Genomic DNA, 20,617 nt, shown 5'->3' with positions numbered 1-20,617 from the left:
GGCAAGGTCCCACACGGCTCTGACCAGCCACGTCCCCGGAAAATGAGCCACCGGTCACCCATTGGCCCTTGCTGTGGCCTGGTGTCCGGGAGTTTCCTCGGAGCTGCAGAAATCCTCTTCAGCGAGCGAGGTCAACTCCGTGTCCAGCACCCCCTCCAGCAGCAACCCGACGCCCGAGATCGGCACCGCGCGCGTGAAGCGCGGCATGGCCGAGCAGCTCAAGGGCGGCGTGATCATGGACGTCGTCAACGCCGAGCAGGCGAAGATAGCCGAGGACGCCGGCGCCGTCGCCGTCATGGCGCTGGAGCGGGTCCCCGCCGACATCCGCAAGGACGGCGGCGTCGCCCGGATGTCCGACCCGAACATGATCGAAGAGATCATCGAGGCCGTCTCCATCCCGGTCATGGCGAAGTCCCGCATCGGCCACTTCGTCGAGGCCCAGGTGCTCCAGTCCCTCGGCGTCGACTACATCGACGAGTCCGAGGTCCTCACCCCGGCCGACGAGGTCAACCACAGCGACAAGTTCGCCTTCACGACCCCGTTCGTCTGCGGCGCCACCAACCTGGGCGAGGCCCTGCGCCGCATCGCCGAGGGCGCGGCCATGATCCGCTCCAAGGGCGAGGCCGGCACCGGCAACGTCGTCGAGGCCGTCCGCCACCTGCGCCAGATCAAGAACGAGATCGCCAAGCTGCGCGGCTTCGACAACAACGAGCTGTACGCCGCCGCCAAGGAGCTCCGCGCCCCCTACGAGCTGGTCAAGGAGACCGCCGAGCTCGGCAAGCTCCCCGTGGTCCTCTTCTCCGCCGGTGGCGTCGCCACCCCCGCCGACGCCGCCCTGATGCGTCAGCTCGGCGCCGAGGGCGTCTTCGTCGGCTCCGGCATCTTCAAGTCCGGCGACCCGGCCAAGCGCGCCGCCGCGATCGTCAAGGCCACCACGTTCTTCGACGACCCGAAGATCATCGCGGACGCCTCCCGCAACCTCGGCGAGGCCATGGTCGGCATCAACTGCGACACCCTGCCGGAGACCGAGCGCTACGCGAACCGGGGCTGGTGATGACCTCTCCCGTCGTGGGCGTCCTCGCTCTTCAGGGGGACGTGCGGGAGCACCTGATCGCCCTGGCCTCGGCGGACGCCGTGGCCAGGCCGGTCCGGCGCCCCGAAGAGCTCGCCGAGGTGGATGGCCTGGTCATCCCCGGCGGCGAGTCCACCACCATCTCGAAGCTGGCCGCCCTGTTCGGCCTCCTGGAACCCCTTCGCGCGCGCGTGCGGGACGGCATGCCCGTCTACGGCACCTGCGCGGGCATGATCATGCTCGCCGACAAGATCCTCGACCCGCGTTCGGGCCAGGAGACGGTGGGCGGCATCGACATGATCGTGCGACGCAACGCCTTCGGCAGGCAGAACGAGTCGTTCGAGGCGTCCGTCGGCGTCAACGGCGTGGACGGTGACCCCGTGGAGGGTGTCTTCATCCGGGCCCCCTGGGTGGAGTCGGTCGGCGCCGAGGTCGACGTGCTCGCCGAGCACGAGGGCCACATCGTCGCCGTACGCGAGGGCAACGCGCTCGCCACCTCGTTCCACCCCGAGTTGACGGGCGACCACCGCATCCACGCGTTGTTCGTGGACATGGTGCGAGGGAACGGGCGCGCGGGATCCTTGTAGGATCTCGTGGGATCCCCCGGGGCCTTAAGGTCTGGGAGAGTTCGTACTGGTTGTTGGGTAACGCGAAGGAGACAGGCAGATGTCCGGCCACTCTAAATGGGCTACGACGAAGCACAAGAAGGCCGTGATCGACGCCAAGCGCGGCAAGCTCTTCGCGAAGATGATCAAGAACATCGAGGTGGCGGCCCGCACCGGTGGGGCTGACGTCTCGGGTAACCCGACCCTCTTCGACGCCATCCAGAAGGCCAAGAAGAGCTCGGTCCCGAACAAGAACATCGACTCGGCGGTCAAGCGCGGCGCCGGTCTCGAAGCGGGTGGCGCCGACTACGAGACGATCATGTACGAGGGCTATGGCCCGAACGGCGTCGCGGTGCTCATCGAGTGCCTCACCGACAACCGCAACCGTGCCGCGTCCGACGTGCGCGTCGCCATGACGCGCAACGGCGGCTCGATGGCCGACCCGGGCTCCGTCTCGTACCTCTTCAACCGCAAGGGCGTCGTGATCGTTCCCAAGGGAGAGCTGTCCGAGGACGACGTCCTCGGCGCCGTCCTGGACGCGGGCGCCGAAGAGGTCAACGACCTCGGCGAGTCCTTCGAGGTCCTCTCCGAGGCCACCGACATGGTCGCGGTCCGCACCGCGCTCCAGGACGCGGGCATCGAGTACGACTCGGCGGACGCCAACTTCGTCCCGACCATGCAGGTCGAGCTGGACGAGGAGGGCGCGCGGAAGATCTTCAAGCTGATCGACGCCCTGGAGGACAGCGACGACGTGCAGAACGTCTTCGCCAACTTCGACGTCTCGGACGAGGTCATGGCGAAGGTCGACGCCTGACAGGCAGTCAACGAACGGGCCGACGGGGACACCCCCGTCGGCCCGTCGCTTTGTCGGTTTGTCAGAGGTCCCCGATACCCTGCACAAACAGGCGATCGATGGAGGGGGCTCGGTGCGGGTACTGGGTGTGGACCCGGGGCTGACCCGGTGCGGTGTCGGGGTCGTCGACGGAGTCGCCGGGCGCCCGCTCACCCTGCGCGGGGTCGGTGTCGTCCGCACCCCGCCGGACGCCGAGTTGGGCCACCGGCTGGTCGCCATCGAGCAGGGCATCGAGCAGTGGCTCGACGAGCACGACCCCGAAGTCCTCGCCGTCGAGCGCGTGTTCAGCCAGCACAACGTGCGCACGGTCATGGGCACCGCCCAGGCCAGCGCCGTCGCCATGCTCTGCGCCTCGCGTCGCGGCATCCCCGTCGCCCTGCACACCCCCAGCGAGGTCAAGGCCGCCGTCACCGGCAGCGGCCGCGCCGACAAGGCGCAGGTCGGAGCCATGGTCACCCGCCTCCTGCGGCTCGACGCGCCCCCCAAGCCCGCCGACGCCGCGGACGCCCTCGCCCTCGCCATCTGTCACATCTGGCGCGCCCCCGCGCAGAACCGCCTCCAGCAGGCCGTCACCCAGAACCGCCTCCAGCAGGCCGCGGCGCTGCACGCGGCGAAGACCGCAGCGTCCAAGACCTCCACAGCACAGAAAGGCCGTACCGCATGATCGCCTTCGTCAGCGGCCCCGTAGCCGCCCTCGCCCCCGATACCGCGGTGGTCGAGGTCGGCGGCATCGGCATGGCCGTCCAGTGCGCGCCGAACACGCTCTCCACGCTCCGCGTCGGCCAGCACGCCAAGCTCGCCACCTCCCTCGTCGTACGGGAGGACTCCCTCACCCTGTACGGGTTCGCGGACGACGACGAGCGCCAGACCTTCGAGCTCCTGCAGACCGCGAGCGGCGTCGGGCCGCGCCTGGCGCAGGCCATGCTCGCCGTGCACAGCCCGGACGCGCTGCGCCGCGCGGTCGCCACCGGCGACGAGAAGGCCCTCACGGCCGTGCCCGGCATCGGCAAGAAGGGCGCCCAGAAGCTCCTCCTGGAGTACAAGGACCGCCTGGGGGAGCCGCTCGGCACCGGAGGACCCGCGATCGGCAAGGCCGTCACCGCGGGCTGGCACGACCAGCTGCACGCCGCGCTGATCGGCCTCGGGTACGCCACGCGCGAGGCCGACGAGGCCGTCGCCGCCGTCACCCCGCAGGCCGAGGCCATGGAGTCGCCGCAGGTGGGCCAGCTCCTCAAGGCGGCGCTCCAGACCCTGAACCGCACCCGCTAGCCCTTCTCCGCCAGCCCCCCGCAGCCGCCTGCCACCCCCTGAACCGCATCGCGAGGCACACCGCATGAACTGGGACGACACGACCGACGAAGCTGCCGTCGCGGCCGAGCGACTGGTCGGTGCGTCCGCCGACGGCGAGGACCAGGCCGTGGAGGCCGCCCTGCGCCCCAAGGACCTGGGCGAGTTCATCGGCCAGGAGAAGGTCCGCGAGCAGCTCGACCTGGTGCTGCGCGCGGCCCGCGCGCGGGGTGCCACCGCCGACCACGTCCTGCTCTCCGGCGCCCCCGGCCTCGGCAAGACGACCCTCTCGATGATCATCGCCGCCGAGATGGGCGCCCCGATCCGCATCACCAGCGGCCCCGCCATCCAGCACGCGGGCGACCTCGCCGCGATCCTCTCCTCCCTCCAGGAGGGCGAGGTTCTCTTCCTTGACGAGATCCACCGGATGTCGCGGCCCGCCGAGGAGATGCTCTACATGGCGATGGAGGACTTCCGCGTCGACGTGATCGTCGGCAAGGGCCCGGGCGCCACCGCCATCCCGCTCGAACTGCCGCCCTTCACCCTGGTCGGCGCCACCACGCGCGCGGGCCTGCTGCCGCCGCCGCTGCGCGACCGCTTCGGCTTCACCGCGCACATGGAGTTCTACGAGCCCGCCGAGCTGGAGCGGGTCGTGCACCGCTCCGCCCAGCTCCTCGACGTGGAGATCGACCCGGCGGGGGCGGCCGAGATCGCCGGGCGCTCCCGCGGCACGCCCCGCATCGCCAACCGCCTGCTGCGCCGCGTGCGGGACTACGCCCAGGTCAAGGCCGACGGCGAGATCAACCGCGACATCGCGGGCGCGGCCCTCGCGGTCTACGAAGTGGACGAGCGCGGCCTCGACCGCCTCGACCGGGCCGTCCTGGAGGCCCTGCTCAAGCTGTTCGGCGGCGGCCCCGTCGGCCTGTCGACGCTCGCGGTCGCGGTGGGGGAGGAGCGCGAGACGGTCGAGGAGGTGGCGGAGCCCTTCCTGGTACGGGAGGGCCTGCTGGCCCGCACCCCGCGCGGCCGCGTCGCCACCCCCGCGGCATGGGCGCATCTCGGCCTCGTGCCGCCACGTCAGGCGGGCGGAAAGGGACAACAGGACCTCTTCGGGGCGTGATATCGGCGAGACGACGCCGCGCGTGAAGGAGAACGGCGCGGAGAGTCGACCCCTCAGGAACTGCGGTGCCATGCTGAGCGTTGTTCGTTAGGTGCGGACTCGCTTAGACTCCGCCGATGCCGCCTTTGCGGGCGGCGTGCCCACCCCCATCCCAATGGCCGCTTACCTGCGCGGTCGTGCGAAGGAAACTCCGTCCCGTGAATATCGTGACCCTCCTCCCGTTCATCGTGCTCATCGGGGCCATGTTCCTGATGACCCGCTCGGCCAAGAAGAAGCAGCAGGCCGCCGCGGCGATGCGTAACGAGATGCAGCCCGGCACCGGCATCCGCACGATCGGGGGCATGTACGCCACCGTCAAGGAGGTCCACGACGAAGCCGTCCTCCTTGAGGTGGCCCCCGGTGTCCACGCGGTTTACGCGAAGAACTCGATCGGCGCCGTCCTCGACGACGACGAGTACAACCGCATCGTGCACGGCACCGAGGACGACCTGAACGAGGACGCCCCCGTCGTTCCTGACGACGCCTCCTCCCTGACCGAGACCGACGAGCCCGCCGACGCTTCCGACGACTCGCCCATCGACCTCGGCAAGAAGGACGCGGCCGCCGAGGCCGACGAAGCGCAGCCGAAGAAGACCGACGGCGAGTCCGACGCGAAGTAGCCACGACCGGGGACCGCGGTGCGCGCCGCTCGCGTGCCGCGGTCCCCGGATCACGTGGTACTTCACGCCGAGTCTCGACACCACTTCATGGCCGCCCGCCCGGGACCTCCTCGCACGGTAAGGGGGCAGACCGGATGTCGGGCGGTTGGACAGGGAGAACGAGAAGGTGGCAGCACCGAAGAAGGGCCGAAGGCAGAGCGCGCCGGGCAAGCCGGGCCGCTCACTGGTCTTCATCTTGATCGCCCTCGTGGCGCTCACCGGGGGAATGTTCCTCTCCGGGCACACCACGCCGCGCCTCGGCATCGACCTCGCCGGTGGTACGAGCATCACGCTCGAGGCGAAGAACGAGCCGGGCCAGAAGAACGCGATCAACCCGACCAACATGAACACCGCGGTTGACATCATCAACAACCGCGTCAACGGTCTGGGCGTCTCCGAGGCCGAGGTTCAGACCCAGGGCGACAAGAACATCATCGTCAACATCCCCAAGGGGACGAACGAGAAGCAGGCGCGCGAGCAGGTCGGTACGACCGCTCAGCTCTTCTTCCGCCCGGTGATCACGCAGGCCCCTGGTGAGCCGACGCCCCAGCCGTCCGACAGCGCCTCGACCGGCGCCGACAAGGACAAGGGCAAGAAGGACGAGAAGGACAAGGCCACCGACAAGGCGACCTCTCCGACCTCCACCCCGACCTCCCAGGGCCGTGCCGTCAGCGACGCCCTGAAGGACGCCCCGACGCCGCCCGCCTCGGACAAGGACAAGGACGGGAAGAAGGACCCCACCCCGTCCGCCGACCCGGCCACGGCCAAGCTGCAGGAGAAGTTCACCAAGCTCGACTGCACGGACAAGAAGGCCCGCGTCGCCGCGGGCCAGGGCGTCAAGCCGTCCGAGCCGACCGTCGCCTGTGGCAAGAGCCCCGACGGCAAGACCTGGGACAAGTTCGTCCTCGGCCCCGCCGAGGTCAACGGCAAGGACGTCGGCAAGGCGCAGGCGACCATCAACCAGAACTCCGGTGCCTGGGTCGTCAACATGACCTTCACCAAGGGCGGCTCGAAGAAGTTCGCGAAGGTCACCAGCAAGCTCTCGCAGCAGCAGCCCCCGCAGAACCAGTTCGCGATCGTCCTGGACGGCGACGTCGTCTCGGCCCCCAGCGTCAACACGACCCTGAGCGCCAACGCCGAGATCTCCGGCAGCTTCGATCAGGAGTCCGCCAAGGACCTGGCGAACGTCCTTTCGTACGGCGCCCTGCCGCTCACCTTCCACGAGCAGAGCGTCACCACGGTCAGCCCGGCGCTCGGTGGCGAGCAGCTCAAGGCGGGTCTGATCGCCGGTGCCATCGGCCTCGCCCTGGTCATCATCTACCTGGTGGTCTACTACCGCGGCCTGTCGCTCATCGCCATCGCGAGCCTCCTGGTCTCCGCGGCGCTGACGTACGCGATCATGACGCTGCTCGGCCCGACGATTAAGTTCGCGCTCAACCTGCCAGCGGTGTGTGGTGCGATCGTTGCCATCGGTATCACCGCGGACTCGTTCATCGTGTTCTTCGAACGCGTACGGGACGAGGTCCGCGAGGGACGCACGCTGCGCCCCGCCGTCGAGAGGGCCTGGCCGCGCGCCCGGCGCACCATCCTGGTCTCCGACTTCGTCTCGTTCCTCGCCGCCGCGGTGCTCTTCGTGGTCACGGTCGGCAAGGTGCAGGGCTTCGCGTTCACGCTCGGTCTGACCACCCTGCTCGACGTCGTCGTGGTGTTCTTCTTCACCAAGCCGCTGATGACGCTCATGGCCCGCAAGAAGTTCTTCGCGAACGGCCACAAGTGGTCCGGACTCGACCCGAAGCGGCTCGGCGCCAAGCCGCCGCTGCGCAGGTCCCGCACCGCCTCCGCCCCCGTCGACCCGAAGGAGGCGTGAGATGTCGAAGCTCGGCAATCTCGGCGCCAGGCTCTACCGCGGTGAGGTCGGCTACGACTTCGTCGGCAAGCGCAAGATCTGGTACGCCGTCTCGATCCTGATCACCATCACGGCCATCGTCGGCCTCGCGGTGCGCGGTCTGAACATGGGCATCGAGTTCGAGGGCGGTGCCGTCTTCAACACCCCGAAGACGAGCGCCTCGGTCGCCAAGGCCGAGGAGTCCGCCGAAAAGGCCTCGGGCCACGACGCGATCGTCCAGAAGCTGGGTGACGACAAGCTCCGCATCCAGATCGCGGGCGTCGACATCAAGAAGTCCGACCAGATCAAGAAGTCGCTGGCCGCCGATCTCGACGTCAAGGCCGAGGACATCGACGCCGACCTGGTCGGCCCCAGCTGGGGCGAGCAGATCGCCAACAAGGCCTGGCAGGGCCTGGCGATCTTCATGGTCCTCGTGGTGATCTACCTGGCCATCGCCTTCGAGTGGCGCATGGCCATCGCGGCACTGATCGCGCTGATCCATGACATCACGATCACCGTGGGCGTGTACGCCCTGGTCGGCTTCGAGGTCACGCCGGGTACGGTGATCGGTCTGCTGACCATTCTCGGTTACTCGCTCTACGACACGGTCGTGGTCTTCGACAGCTTGAAGGAGCAGTCGAAGGACATCACCAAGCAGACCAGGCAGACCTACAGCGAACTCGCCAACAAGAGCATCAACGGCACCCTGGTGCGCTCCATCAACACCACGGTCGTCGCGCTGCTCCCGGTGGCGGGCCTGCTCTTCATCGGTGGTGGTGTCCTGGGCGCGGGCATGCTCAACGACATCTCGCTCTCGCTGTTCGTCGGCCTCGCGGCCGGTGCGTACTCCTCGATCTTCATCGCCACGCCGCTCGTCGCCGACTTCAAGGAGCGCGAGCCGCAGATGAAGGCCCTCAAGAAGCGGGTGCTCGCCAAGCGCGCGGCGGCCGCGGCCAAGGGCGAGTCGGCCGAGGCCCCCGAGCGGGAGGCCGACGAGGCGGACGACGTCGAGGACGGCCCGGATGACGCCGCCCCGGCGGTGGTCGGCCCGCGCACGCAGCCCGCTTCGCGCAACCGCGGCCGGGGCCGTCCCTCGGGGAAGCGCCGATGACCGAGCTGGCAGGCGTCACGGAGCTGCTGCTCAGCCGTATCCGTGACGTCCCGGACTACCCGAAGCCGGGCGTGATGTTCAAGGACATCACCCCGCTCCTGGCGGATCCCGAGGCGTTCGCCGCGCTGACGGACACGCTGGCCGACCTCAGCGTTCGGCAGGGCGCCACGAAGATCGTCGGCCTGGAGGCCCGCGGCTTCATCCTCGGCGCCCCCGTCGCGCTCCGCGCGGGGCTCGGCTTCATCCCCGTACGCAAGGCGGGCAAGCTCCCCGGAGCGACGCTCAAGCAGCGCTACGACCTGGAGTACGGCAGCGCCGAGATCGAGGTGCACGCCGAGGACCTGGCCGCGGGTGACCGCGTCATGGTCATCGACGACGTCCTCGCCACCGGCGGTACCGCCGGGGCCTCGCTCGACCTCATCCGTCGCGCGGGCGCCGAGGTGGCAGGCGTCGCGGTCCTCATGGAACTCGGCTTCCTCGACGGTCGGCAGAAGCTGGAGCGCGCCCTGGACGGGGCGCCGCTGGAGGCTCTCATCACTGTCTGACCACCGCCTGACCGCCGTCTCCGGACGGCTCGCAGGACGCCACGAAGGGCGCTCCGGCTTCGGCCGGGGCGCCCTTCGTGCTGGTCGGGGAGGGCATGCCGCCGGGCGGCACGAGGCGGTCGAGGGACCGGCCGGATCCCGCCACGGATGCGTGTGCCGCGCCGAGGCGGACCGTCCGACGGACGGGACGCGGTGGACGGGGGGCGCCCGAGGGGCCAGAGTGTCGGGGTCGGGGGAATCCGGGGGCGACCCCTCGTGTTTCTCCAGTACAGAGCTGTCTCATCGGCCGAAGGCGAGCCGGAGGCCCAGGATCGATACCATGGGCTCTTCGGGGCCTGTCCGAGGGACCCCGATCGCGCACAGGGAGCGCTCTTGCCAGACGAGTCCCAGCCACTCACCGCCGCCAAGGCCGCCCAGCAGGCTCAGCAGGCCTCGGCGGGCTCCGCCGCGCCCGCGAAGAAGGCAGAAGGCACGCAGGGCGGCACGTCCGCGCAGCGCGCCAAGGGAGAGGTCTCTCGGGGCGACAAACCGGCCGAGCAGCCCCGTCCGAAGCCGCCCGCCGACCATCACCCGACGGCTCCCGCGATCCGCCCCGCGACGGGCCAGCCCGCGCGCTCCGGTTCCTCCAACCGCGTCCGTGCCCGCCTCGCCCGCCTCGGCGTCCAGCGCTCCAACCCGTACAACCCGGTCCTGGAGCCCCTGCTGCGGATAGTGCGCAGCAACGACCCGAAGATCGAGACGTCCACGCTCCGCCAGATCGAGCGCGCCTACCAGGTCGCCGAGCGCTGGCACCGCGGCCAGAAGCGCAAGAGCGGCGACCCGTACATCACGCACCCGCTCGCGGTCACCACGATCCTCGCCGAGCTCGGCATGGACCCGGCGACGCTCATGGCCGGTCTGCTGCACGACACCGTCGAGGACACCGAGTACGGACTCGACACCCTCAAGCGCGACTTCGGCGACCAGGTCGCCCTGCTCGTCGACGGCGTCACCAAGCTCGACAAGGTCAAGTTCGGCGAGGCCGCCCAGGCCGAGACCGTGCGCAAGATGGTCGTCGCCATGGCCAAGGACCCCCGCGTCCTGGTCATCAAGCTCGCCGACCGCCTGCACAACATGCGCACCATGCGCTACCTCAAGCGCGAGAAGCAGGAGAAGAAGGCGCGCGAGACCCTGGAGATCTACGCGCCGCTCGCCCACCGCCTGGGCATGAACACCATCAAGTGGGAGCTGGAGGACCTCGCCTTCGCGATCCTCTACCCCAAGATGTACGACGAGATCGTGCGCCTGGTCGCCGAGCGCGCCCCCAAGCGCGACGAGTACCTGGCCATAGTGACCGACGAGGTCCAGGCCGACCTGCGCGCCGCCCGCATCAAGGCCACCGTCACCGGACGCCCGAAGCACTACTACAGCGTCTACCAGAAGATGATCGTGCGGGGCCGCGACTTCGCCGAGATCTACGACCTGGTGGGCATCCGCGTCCTCGTCGACACGGTCCGCGACTGCTACGCGGCACTGGGCACCGTCCACGCCCGCTGGAACCCGGTTCCTGGGCGGTTCAAGGACTACATCGCGATGCCCAAGTTCAACATGTACCAGTCGCTGCACACGACGGTGATCGGCCCCAACGGCAAGCCCGTCGAGCTCCAGATCCGTACGTTCGACATGCACCGCCGCGCCGAGTACGGCATCGCCGCGCACTGGAAGTACAAGCAGGAGGCCGTGGCCGGTGCCTCCAAGGTGCGCACCGACGTACCGAAGAAGGCCGGTGGCAAGGACGACCACCTCAACGACATGGCGTGGCTGCGCCAGTTGCTCGACTGGCAGAAGGAGACCGAGGACCCCAGCGAGTTCCTGGAGTCGCTCCGCTTCGACCTCTCGCGCAACGAGGTCTTCGTCTTCACGCCGAAGGGCGACGTCATAGCGCTCCCCGCGGGCGCCACCCCCGTCGACTTCTCGTACGCGGTGCACACCGAGGTCGGCCACCGCACCATAGGAGCGCGGGTCAACGGACGGCTCGTGCCGCTCGAATCGACCCTGGACAACGGCGACTTGGTGGAGGTCTTCACCTCCAAGGCCGCGGGCGCGGGACCCTCGCGCGACTGGCTCGGCTTCGTCAAGTCGCCCCGGGCGCGCAACAAGATCCGCGCGTGGTTCTCCAAGGAGCGCCGCGACGAGGCCATCGAGCAGGGCAAGGACGCCATCGCGCGCGCCATGCGCAAGCAGAACCTGCCGATCCAGCGGATCCTGACGGGCGACTCGCTCGTGACCCTCGCGCACGAGATGCGCTACCCGGACATCTCCTCGCTGTACGCGGCGATCGGCGAGGGTCACGTCACCGCGCAGTCCGTCGTGCAGAAGCTCGTCCAGGCGCTCGGCGGCGAGGAGGCCGCCAACGAGGACATCGCCGAGAGCGCGCCGCCCGCGCGCGGCCGCAGCAAGCGCCGTGCCAACGCCGACCCCGGTGTCGTCGTCAAGGGCGTCGAGGACGTGTGGGTCAAGCTGGCGCGGTGCTGTACGCCCGTGCCGGGCGACCCCATCATCGGCTTCGTCACGCGCGGCAGTGGCGTATCGGTTCACCGCAGCGACTGCGTGAACGTCGACTCGCTCTCGCGCGAGCCCGAGCGGATCCTGGAGGTCGAGTGGGCGCCCACCCAGTCCTCGGTCTTCCTGGTCGCCATCCAGGTCGAGGCCCTCGACCGCTCGCGCCTCCTGTCGGACGTCACGCGCATCCTCTCGGACCAGCACGTGAACATCCTGTCGGCGGCCGTACAGACCTCGCGCGACCGCGTCGCCACCTCCCGCTTCACCTTCGAGATGGGCGACCCCAAGCACCTGGGGCACGTCCTCAAGGCGGTCAGGGGCGTGGAGGGCGTCTACGACGTGTACCGGGTGACGTCGGCACGCCGACCGTAGAGACGGCTGCTACGTAGGAGAGACGGCCACTACGTAGAGGGGCTCCCGCACATGATGTGTGGGAGCCCCTCTACGTAGACAGCGAGAACGCCTGCGGCCGAAGACTCAGCCGCCGAACTCGTGCAGACCCTTCAGGGCCTGGTCGAGGAGGGCCTGGCGGCCGTCGAGCTCGCGCTGGAGCTTGTCGGCCTTCGAGGTGTTGCCCGCGGCGCGAGCGGTCTCGATCTGGCCCTGGAGCTTGTCCACGGCGGCCTGCAGCTGACCGGTGAGACCCTCGGCACGCGCGCGTGCCTCCGGGTTCGTGCGGCGCCACTCGGCTTCCTCGGACTCCTGAAGCGCCCGCTCGACCGCGTGCATCCGGCCCTCGACCTTGGGCCGCGCGTCACGCGGCACGTGGCCGATGGCCTCCCAGCGCTCGTTGATGGAGCGGAACGCGGCACGGGCCGCCTTCAGGTCCGTCACCGGGACGAGCTTCTCGGCCTCGTCCGCCAGCTCCTCCTTGAGCTTCAGGTTCTCGCCCTGCTCGGCGTCGCGCTCCGCGAAGACCGCGCTGCGCGCCGCGAAGAACACGTCCTGGGCGCCGCGGAAGCGGTTCCACAGGTCGTCCTCGTGCTCGCGCTGTGCGCGGCCCGCCGCCTTCCAGTCGGTCATCAGGTCGCGGTACCGGGCGGCCGTCGGACCCCAGTCCGTCGAACCCGACAGCGCCTCGGCCTCGGCGACCAGCTTCTCCTTGGCCTTGCGGGCGTCCTCGCGCTGGGCGTCCAGCGACGCGAAGTGCGCCTTGCGGCGCTTGGAGAACGCCGAGCGGGCGTGCGAGAAGCGGTGCCACAGCTCGTCGTCCGACTTGCGGTCGAGCCGCGGCAGGCCCTTCCAGGTGTCGACCAGGGCGCGCAGCCGCTCGCCCGCCGCCCGCCACTGCTCGCTCTGGGCCAGCTCCTCGGCCTCCACGACCAGGGCTTCCTTGGCGTGCCGCGCCTCGTCGGACTGCTTGGCCTTCTGGACCTTGCGCTCCTCGCGCCGCGCCTCGACGCTCTCCACGAGCTTGTCGAGCCGCTTGCCCAGGGCGTCCAGATCGCCGACCGCGTGCGCCTCGACGACCTGCTGGCGCAGGTGGTCGATGGCGGTCATGGCGTCCTTGGCCGACAGGTCGGTCGTCTTCACCCGGCGCTCGAGAAGTCCGATCTCGACGACCAGACCGTCGTACTTGCGCTCGAAATAGGCGAGGGCCTCGTCAGGAGATCCTGCCTGCCACGAACCGACCACTCGCTCGCTGCCGTCGGCCGTACGCACGTACACGGTCCCCGTCTCGTCGACGCGGCCCCACGGGTCGCTGCTCACAGCGCCTCCTCCACATGATGCCTGCGCAGGGCCTCGGGGCCCCCGGCATCGTCCACAGTTTCGTCACCGCCAACATAGGCGACCGGCGGGGCGGCTGTCCGCATCCCGCACGACCGAAGTTTGCCTGGCGGCGCTCAGGATTTCGTCACGGTCGCCTTGTCGATGACGACCGTCGCGTTCGGGGCGCCGTCGCCCTGGCCGCTGCTCTCCCCGGCGGCGGCGATCTTCTTGAGCACCTTCATGCCGGATTCGGAAATGGTCCCGAACGGTGTGTAGTCGGGCGGGAGCTGACTGTCCTGGTAGACCAGGAAGAACTGGCTGCCGCCGGTGTCGCGGCCCGTCTTCTTCGCGGCGTTGTACTGGTTCGCCATGGCGACCGTGCCCGCCGGATACACCTTCCCCTTCAGGCGCTTGTCCTTCAGGTTCTCGTCGGGGATCGAGTAGCCGGGGCCGCCCTCGCCGGTGCCCTTGGGGTCGCCGCACTGCAGGACGTAGATGCCGCCGGTGGTGAGCCGGTGGCACTTGGTGTGGTCGAGGTAGCCCTTGTTCACCAGGAAGTTGAACGAGTTGACCGTGTGCGGGGCCTTGGCGGCGTCCAGGTCGAGGCCGATGTCGCCGCACGTCGTCTTCAGGTCCATCGCGTAGTCGGCCGACTTGTCGATGGTGAGCGCGGGCTCCTTCTTGAAGCTCAGCGGCTTCACCTTGCCCGGGGCCGCCTTCGCGCACGGGTCCTTCGGCGGCGTGCTGCTGGGCTCCGCGTTCGCGCCGTCCTTCGTGTCGTCACCGTCGAAGGCGCCCGCCGCGTACGACACCGCGCCGCCCGCCACGACCACCGCGAGGGCCCCCGCGAGCACCGCGTTGCGCATCCGCGCCCTGCGGCGCGCGGCCTCGCGGCGCTGCTGCTGGCGCAGCGCCTTCTCCCGGGCGAGCTGCTTGCGGCGCTGTTCCTGGCTGACCACCGGCTCTTCTCCCCTTCTCCCGCGCACGTCTCCCCATGCGCTGCGTAGTGCCCCGTACCGTATATGGGTTACCTGTGGAATCGGCAGCGCCGGTAGGCTCTGATCTGCCGCGTTCTCCCGCCGGGGGCCGTGGCGCCGCCAGCCGGACGACGAACGAAGGACGATCGTGCTCATTGCCGGGTTCCCCGCCGGGGCCTGGGGCACCAACTGCTACCTGGTCGCCCCCGCCGCAGGCGAGGAGTGCGTGATCATCGACCCGGGCCACCAGGCCGCCCAGGGAGTCGAGGACGCACTCAAGAAGCATCGGCTCAAGCCCGTCGCGGTCATCCTCACCCACGGCCACATCGACCACGTCGCCTCGGTCGTCCCGGTGTGCGGGGCGCACGACGTCCCCGCGTGGATCCACCCCCGCGACCGGTACATGCTGAGCGACCCCGAGAAGGCGCTCGGCCGCTCCATCGGGATGCCGCTGATGGGCGAGCTGACGGTGGGGGAGCCCGACGACATGCGGGAGCTGACCGACGGCGCGGACCTGAAGCTCGCGGGCCTCGACTTCTCCGTCGCGCACGCGCCGGGCCATACGAAGGGGTCGGTGACCTTCCAGATGCCCGAGACCCAGGAAGTCCCCTCGGTCTTCTTCTCGGGCGATCTGCTCTTCGCCGGCTCCATCGGACGCACCGACCTGCCCGGCGGCAGCCACCCCGAGATCCTCGAATCGCTGGCCCGCGTGTGCCTGCCGCTCGACGACTCGACCGTGGTCCTGTCAGGGCACGGTCCCCAGACATCCATCGGCCAGGAGCGCGCCACCAATCCGTATCTGCGGCAGGTGGCCGCCGGCCTGGGCGCGGACGAGACGTCCGCCCCGCGACGAGGAATGTGACGAGAGAACACCGTGAGCACCTTCAAGGCCCCCAAGGGCACCTACGACCTGCTTCCGCCGGACTCCGCGAAGTACCTGGCGGTGCGCGAGGCGATCGCGGCCCCGCTGCGCAACTCGGGCTACGGCTACATCGAGACGCCCGGATTTGAGAACGTCGAGCTGTTCTCGCGCGGCGTCGGCGAGTCCACGGACATCGTCTCCAAGGAGATGTACGCCTTCGAGACCAAGGGCGGTGACCAGCTCGCGCTGCGCCCCGAGGGCACGGCGTCCGTGCTGCGCGCCGCGCTCGAGGGCAACCTGCACAAGGCGGGCAACCTCCCGGTCAAGCTCTGGTACTCGGGCTCCTACTACCGCTACGAGCGTCCCCAGAAGGGCCGGTACAGGCACTTCTCCCAGGTGGGCGCCGAGGCGATCGGTGCCGAGGACCCGGCGCTCGACGCCGAGCTGATCATCCTGGCCGACCAGGCGTACCGCACCCTCGGACTGCGGAACTTCCGCATCCTGCTCAACTCGCTCGGCGACAAGGAGTGCCGCCCCGTCTACCGCGCCGCGCTGCAGGACTTCCTGCGCGGGCTCGACCTGGACGAGGAGACACGTCGACGTATCGACATCAATCCGCTGCGGGTCCTCGACGACAAGCGGGCCGACGTCCAGAAGCAGCTGGTGGGCGCGCCCTCGCTGCGCGACTACCTGTGCGACGCCTGCAAGGCGTACCACGAGCAGGTTCGCGAGCTGGTCACGGCGGCGGGCGTCGTCTTCGAGGACGACGAGAAGCTGGTCCGCGGCCTGGACTACTACACCCGCACCACCTTCGAGTTCGTCCACGACGGCCTCGGTTCGCAGTCCGCGGTCGGCGGCGGCGGCCGGTACGACGGCCTGTCCGAGATGATCGGCGGCCCCTCGCTGCCCTCGGTCGGCTGGGCCCTCGGCGTGGACCGCACGGTGCTCGCCCTGGAGGCGGAGGGCGTCGAGCTCGACATCCCCGCGGCCACCAGCGTGTTCGCGGTGCCGCTCGGCGAGGAGGCGCGCCGCGTCCTGTTCGCCAAGGTGACGGAGCTGCGCAAGGCCGGTGTCGCGGCGGACTTCTCGTACGGCGGCAAGGGCCTCAAGGGAGCGATGAAGAACGCCAACCGCTCGGGCGCGCGCTTCACCGTCGTCGCGGGCGAGCGCGACCTCGACGAGGGCGTCGTCCAGCTCAAGGACATGGAGTCCGGGGAGCAGGAGGCGGTGGCGGTGGACGAGATCGTGGCCAAGCTGACGGCCGAGCTCGGCAAGTAGGACGAGGCAGAGCCCCTCCGACGATTGAGGAGCGGGGTCCGGGGCAGCGCCCCGGGACCTCGCCCCCCGGCGGAGGGGCTCAGCCGTCGCGCCGGTCCTTCCACCGGAACGTCAGCAGACACAGCACCAGTCCTCCGACGCACCAGGCGCCGAGCACCAGGGCGGTCTTCCCGTACTCCCAGCTCCCCGCCTGTTCGAGCACGCGCGCGGAGTCCGGCAGGAACACCCCGCGAAAACCCTGGCACATCCACTTCAGGGGGAAGAGGGCGCCGATCGTCAGCATCCAGTCCGGAATGGTGTCGATGGCGATGTACACGCCGGAGATGAACTGCAGCACCAGGAACGGCAGGATGACCACCGAGCTGGCGCTCCGCCCCGACTTCGGGACGCTGCTGATCGCGATGCCGAGCAGCGCGCAGCCGGTGAGTCCCAGGACGAAGATCCAGCCGAAGGTCAGCCAGTCGCCCGCGCGCGTGGGCAGGTCGACGTCGAAGAGGGTGACGCCGACGATCAGCAGGAGCGCCGTCTCCAGGAGTCCGGTGACCAGGACCAGCCAGATCTTCCCCAGGAAGTACGCGGCCGGGGGCATCGGCGTCCCGCGCAGCCTGCGCAGGACCTTCTCGTCCCGCTCGATCGCGATCGAGATGCCGAGGGACTGGAAGCTCGTCGACATGATGCCCGCGGCGATCATCGCGGCGACGTAGAGCTGGGACGCGGTGATGCCCGCGCCCTCCACGTCGTCGCTGAAGATCGACGCGAAGAGGAAGAGGAAGACGACGGGGAAGGCGAAGGTGAAGACGACCTGTTCGCGCTGGCGGAAGAACTGCCGCAGTTCCAGGACGCCTTGATGCAGGCCGAGCCCCCAGGCGCCGGGCAGCCGGTCGGTGGCGGCGCTCCGGGAGCGCGTTCCCTCCGTGCCGGTCGTGGTCATCGCCCGTCCTCCTGTCCGGTCAGCCGGAGGTAGACGTCCTCCAGTGTGGGTCGGCGGATCCGCAGGTCGGGGATCTCCCCGTCGAAGGCGCCGAGGAGCCCGGCGACCGTGCGGGTCGGGGTCGCGGTGCGCTCCTGGCGCGCGGTGCCGTCCGCCGCGGTCCACTCGACGGTGGCCTCGGTGCCGTACCGCCTGCGCAGCTCCGCGGGCTCGCCCCGCGCCACCACCCGCCCCTCGGCGATCACCGCGAGCCGGTGCGCGAGCGCCTCGGCCTCCTCCAGGTAGTGCGTGGTGAGCACGATGGTCGTGCCCTCGTCGGCGAGCGTCCGGATCAGGGCCCAGAACTGCCGCCTGGCCGCCGGGTCGAAGCCGGTCGTCGGCTCGTCCAGGAGCAGCAGCTCGGGTCCGCCGATCACGCCGAGCGCCACGTCGAGTCGCCGCCGCTGGCCGCCCGAGAGCGCCTTGATCCGACTCGTCGCCTTCTCCGCCAGGCCCACGAGCGCGATCACTTCGTCGGGGTCGCGCGGCCGCGGGTAGTAGCGCGCGAAGTGCCGCACCGTCTCGGCCACCGTCAACTCGGCGGGCGCGGACTCGTCCTGCCACACGATCCCGACGCGCGAGCGCCAGGCCCGCCCCGCCGTGCCGGGGTCGGCGCCGAGCACGGTGACGTCGCCGCCGTCCCTGGCCCTGTTGCCCTGGAGGATCTCCACCGTGGTGCTCTTGCCCGCGCCGTTGGGGCCGAGGATCCCGAAGACCTCGCCCGGCTCGATCCGCAGGTCCACCCCGTCGACGGCCGTGACGTCGCCGTACCGCTTGCGCAGTCCCCGTACGTCGACCGCGAGTTCGTGCCCGTATGCGCTCATGCGGTCGAGTCTCGCCGCGGAACGAACGCCTCGGGACCTCCGTGCGTACTTCCTTATGTCCATCGAACGGTGGACACACACGCGCGTACGGCACAATGTCGGTGCCCGCGGCCACCACAAGCGACGGAACGGCGTGATGAGCAAAACGATGTCAGCGAAGGACGACGCCCTGGACGACCAGGAGACGCGGCACGCTCCGGGTTCCGTCGGCGGCAGCCGCGCGTTCGCCCTGCTCCTGGTGATCACGGGCGCGGCCGGTGTGCTCGCCTCCTGGATCATCACCCTGGACAAGTTCGAGCTCCTGAAGGACCCGAACTTCCAGCCGGGTTGCAGCATCAACCCCGTGGTCGCCTGCGGCAGCATCATGAAGAGCGAGCAGGCCGAGGCCTTCGGGTTCCCCAACCCGATGCTGGGCCTCGTCACCTACGGCATCGTGATCTGCGTCGGCATGAGCCTGCTCGCCGGGGCCCGCTTCCCGCGTTGGTACTGGCTCACCTTCAACGCGGGCACGCTCTTCGGTGTCGGATTCTGCACCTGGCTGATGATCCAGTCGCTGTACGAGATCAACGCGCTCTGCCTCTGGTGCTGCCTGGCCTGGGTCGCCACGCTCCTGATGTTCTGGTACGTCACGTCCTTCACCATCCGCAAGGGTTTCCTGCCCGCGCCGGGCTGGGCCAAGAGCTTCCTCACGGACTTCACCTGGGCGCTCCCCGTGATGCACATCGGCGTCATCGCGATGCTGATCCTGACCCGCTGGGGCGCCGACCTCTGGGCCTGACCAGGGCCTGATCCGGTCCTGGCGGGATTGTCAGTGGCGTGGCATAGGGTTCTTGACGTGGAGCCCGACCTGTTCACCGCCGCAGCCGAAGACCGCCAGGAGAAGGACCCGTCCAGTAGTCCCCTGGCCGTCCGGATGCGCCCCCGCACCCTCGACGAAGTCGTCGGCCAGCAGCACCTGCTGAAGCCGGGCTCACCCCTGCGCCGCCTGGTGGGCGAGGGCGGGGGAGGGCCCGCGGGGCCGTCGTCGGTCTTCCTGTGGGGCCCGCCGGGCATCGGCAAGACGACCCTGGCGTACGTGGTGTCCAAGGCGACGAACAAGCGCTTCGTCGAGCTCTCCGCGATCACCGCGGGCGTCAAGGAAGTGCGCGCGGTCATCGACGGCGCCCGCAGGGCGATGGGCGGTCACGGCAAGGAGACCGTCCTCTTCCTCGACGAGATCCACCGCTTCAGCAAGGCCCAGCAGGACTCCCTGCTGCCCGCCGTCGAGAACCGCTGGGTGACGCTGATCGCGGCCACCACCGAGAATCCGTACTTCTCGATCATCTCGCCGCTCCTGTCCCGCTCCCTGCTGCTCACGCTCGAACCGCTCACCGACGACGACCTGCGCGGCCTGCTGCGCCGGGCGCTCGTCGACGAGCGGGGCCTCGGCGGCGCCGTCGAGCTGCCCGAGGAAGCCGAGGAGCACCTGCTGCGCATCGCGGGCGGCGACGCCCGGCGCGCGCTGACCGCCCTGGAGGCGGGCGCGGGCTCGGCCCTGGCCAAGGGCGAGAAGGAGATCACCCTCCAGACCCTGGAGGAGTCGGTCGACCGCGCCGCCGTGAAGTACGACAGGGACGGCGACCAGCACTACGACGTCGCGAGCGCCCTCATCAAGTCCATCCGCGGCTCGGACGTGGACGCGGCCCTGCACTATCTGGCCCGCATGATCGAGGCGGGCGAGGACCCCCGCTTCATCGCCCGGCGCCTGATGATCTCCGCCAGCGAGGACATCGGCCTCGCCGACCCCACCGCGCTGCCGACCGCGGTCGCCGCCGCCCAGGCCGTCGCGATGATCGGCTTCCCGGAGGCCGCGCTCACCCTCAGCCACGCCACGATCGCCCTCGCGCTCGCCCCCAAGTCGAACGCCGCGACGATCGCGATCCAGCAGGCCCAGGCGGACGTCCGAGGCGGTCTCGCCGGACCCGTCCCGCCCCACCTGCGCGACGGCCACTACAAGGGCGCGGCCAAGCTCGGCCACGCCCAGGGGTACGTGTACCCGCACGACGTGCCCGGCGGCATCGCCACCCAGCAGTACGCGCCCGACGCCATCGAGGGCAAGCGGTACTACCAACCCACTCGGTACGGTGCGGAGGCCCGTTACGCGGATGTGGTCGAGCGGGTCCGTGCGCGGCTCAAGGGCGAGAAGACCGAGAGCTAGGCGCTCTACCTCTGCGGGGCACCTGGCCTCTGCGCCTGCGGGCGCGTCGTGGCTGGTCGCGCAGTTCCCCGCGCCCCTTTGG

General features: G+C 69.9%; 19 protein-coding genes. 15 read left to right on the top strand and 4 right to left on the bottom strand.

Annotation, left to right across the window (positions count from 1 at the left end):
- Positions 1-139 precede the first annotated feature (139 nt).
- The 11 genes from pdxS to KY5_RS06495 all read left to right on the top strand — a co-directional run bounded on the left by pdxS (position 140) and on the right by KY5_RS06495 (position 12,089).
- Entirely contained in the window at positions 140-1,054 is a 915-nt protein-coding gene (pdxS, locus tag KY5_RS06545; RefSeq protein WP_098241315.1) for a pyridoxal 5'-phosphate synthase lyase subunit PdxS, read from the top strand.
- Entirely contained in the window at positions 1,054-1,659 is a 606-nt protein-coding gene (pdxT, locus tag KY5_RS06540; RefSeq protein ID WP_098241314.1) for a pyridoxal 5'-phosphate synthase glutaminase subunit PdxT, read from the top strand. Before pdxS ends, pdxT begins: the two co-directional genes overlap by 1 nt.
- A 79-nt stretch (positions 1,660-1,738) precedes the next feature.
- Positions 1,739-2,491, top strand: coding sequence for a YebC/PmpR family DNA-binding transcriptional regulator (locus KY5_RS06535; RefSeq protein ID WP_098241313.1), 753 nt, complete (start codon positions 1,739-1,741; stop codon positions 2,489-2,491).
- A 112-nt stretch (positions 2,492-2,603) separates the two neighbouring features.
- Positions 2,604-3,194 (top strand): crossover junction endodeoxyribonuclease RuvC, encoded by a 591-nt coding sequence (ruvC, locus tag KY5_RS06530; RefSeq protein ID WP_098241312.1) that lies wholly within the window; start codon positions 2,604-2,606, stop codon positions 3,192-3,194.
- A complete protein-coding gene (ruvA, locus tag KY5_RS06525; RefSeq protein ID WP_098241311.1) occupies positions 3,191-3,799 on the top strand; it encodes a Holliday junction branch migration protein RuvA in 609 nt (202 codons plus the stop codon). The genes ruvC and ruvA overlap by 4 nt, the downstream gene beginning before the upstream one ends.
- Before the next feature lie 64 nt (positions 3,800-3,863).
- Positions 3,864-4,937 (top strand): Holliday junction branch migration DNA helicase RuvB, encoded by a 1,074-nt coding sequence (gene ruvB, locus KY5_RS06520; protein ID WP_098241310.1) that lies wholly within the window; start codon positions 3,864-3,866, stop codon positions 4,935-4,937.
- A gap of 197 nt (positions 4,938-5,134) precedes the next feature.
- Entirely contained in the window at positions 5,135-5,596 is a 462-nt protein-coding gene (gene yajC, locus KY5_RS06515; protein WP_098241309.1) for a preprotein translocase subunit YajC, read from the top strand.
- Between the two features lie 166 nt (positions 5,597-5,762).
- On the top strand, positions 5,763-7,502 hold the full coding sequence (gene secD / locus KY5_RS06510) for a protein translocase subunit SecD (protein WP_098247091.1): 1,740 nt from the start codon (positions 5,763-5,765) through the stop codon (positions 7,500-7,502).
- Position 7,503: 1 nt separating this feature from the next.
- Positions 7,504-8,631 (top strand): protein translocase subunit SecF, encoded by a 1,128-nt coding sequence (gene secF, locus KY5_RS06505; RefSeq protein ID WP_098241308.1) that lies wholly within the window; start codon positions 7,504-7,506, stop codon positions 8,629-8,631.
- Positions 8,628-9,176 carry an adenine phosphoribosyltransferase gene (locus KY5_RS06500; RefSeq protein ID WP_098241307.1) on the top strand — a complete coding sequence of 183 codons (549 nt, stop codon included), beginning with the start codon at positions 8,628-8,630 and terminating at the stop codon, positions 9,174-9,176. Before secF ends, KY5_RS06500 begins: the two co-directional genes overlap by 4 nt.
- Before the next feature lie 372 nt (positions 9,177-9,548).
- Positions 9,549-12,089 carry a RelA/SpoT family protein gene (locus tag KY5_RS06495; RefSeq protein ID WP_098241306.1) on the top strand — a complete coding sequence of 847 codons (2,541 nt, stop codon included), beginning with the start codon at positions 9,549-9,551 and terminating at the stop codon, positions 12,087-12,089.
- A 105-nt stretch (positions 12,090-12,194) separates the two neighbouring features.
- Here the strand turns inward: KY5_RS06495 and KY5_RS06490 are convergent, their stop codons facing one another.
- Positions 12,195-13,427, bottom strand: a complete 1,233-nt coding sequence (locus KY5_RS06490) for a DUF349 domain-containing protein (protein WP_098241305.1) — start codon at positions 13,425-13,427, stop codon at positions 12,195-12,197.
- Between the two features lie 134 nt (positions 13,428-13,561).
- The gene (locus KY5_RS06485; protein WP_098241304.1) at positions 13,562-14,386 is read right to left on the bottom strand and encodes a peptidylprolyl isomerase; all 825 of its coding nucleotides are present in this window, start codon (positions 14,384-14,386) and stop codon (positions 13,562-13,564) included.
- Between the two features lie 166 nt (positions 14,387-14,552).
- Between KY5_RS06485 and KY5_RS06480 the strand changes: the two genes are divergently transcribed.
- Positions 14,553-15,266 carry an MBL fold metallo-hydrolase gene (locus KY5_RS06480; RefSeq protein ID WP_098241303.1) on the top strand — a complete coding sequence of 238 codons (714 nt, stop codon included), beginning with the start codon at positions 14,553-14,555 and terminating at the stop codon, positions 15,264-15,266.
- A gap of 12 nt (positions 15,267-15,278) precedes the next feature.
- Positions 15,279-16,544 (top strand): histidine--tRNA ligase, encoded by a 1,266-nt coding sequence (hisS, locus tag KY5_RS06475; protein ID WP_098241302.1) that lies wholly within the window; start codon positions 15,279-15,281, stop codon positions 16,542-16,544.
- Positions 16,545-16,623: 79 nt separating this feature from the next.
- Here the strand turns inward: hisS and KY5_RS06470 are convergent, their stop codons facing one another.
- Together KY5_RS06470 and KY5_RS06465 are read right to left on the bottom strand one after the other, a co-directional pair.
- On the bottom strand, positions 16,624-17,475 hold the full coding sequence (locus KY5_RS06470) for an ABC transporter permease (protein WP_098241301.1): 852 nt from the start codon (positions 17,473-17,475) through the stop codon (positions 16,624-16,626).
- Positions 17,472-18,338, bottom strand: a complete 867-nt coding sequence (locus tag KY5_RS06465; protein WP_098241300.1) for an ABC transporter ATP-binding protein — start codon at positions 18,336-18,338, stop codon at positions 17,472-17,474. Before KY5_RS06465 ends, KY5_RS06470 begins: the two co-directional genes overlap by 4 nt.
- A gap of 136 nt (positions 18,339-18,474) precedes the next feature.
- Between KY5_RS06465 and KY5_RS06460 the strand changes: the two genes are divergently transcribed.
- Positions 18,475-19,116 (top strand): vitamin K epoxide reductase family protein, encoded by a 642-nt coding sequence (locus KY5_RS06460; RefSeq protein ID WP_098247090.1) that lies wholly within the window; start codon positions 18,475-18,477, stop codon positions 19,114-19,116.
- A 57-nt stretch (positions 19,117-19,173) separates the two neighbouring features.
- Positions 19,174-20,535 carry a replication-associated recombination protein A gene (locus tag KY5_RS06455; RefSeq protein ID WP_098241299.1) on the top strand — a complete coding sequence of 454 codons (1,362 nt, stop codon included), beginning with the start codon at positions 19,174-19,176 and terminating at the stop codon, positions 20,533-20,535.
- Positions 20,536-20,617 lie beyond the last annotated feature (82 nt).

It is taken from the genome of Streptomyces formicae (assembly GCF_002556545.1).
Taxonomy (GTDB): domain Bacteria; phylum Actinomycetota; class Actinomycetes; order Streptomycetales; family Streptomycetaceae; genus Streptomyces; species Streptomyces formicae_A.
This window is presented reverse-complemented; position numbering and strand designations above follow the sequence as displayed.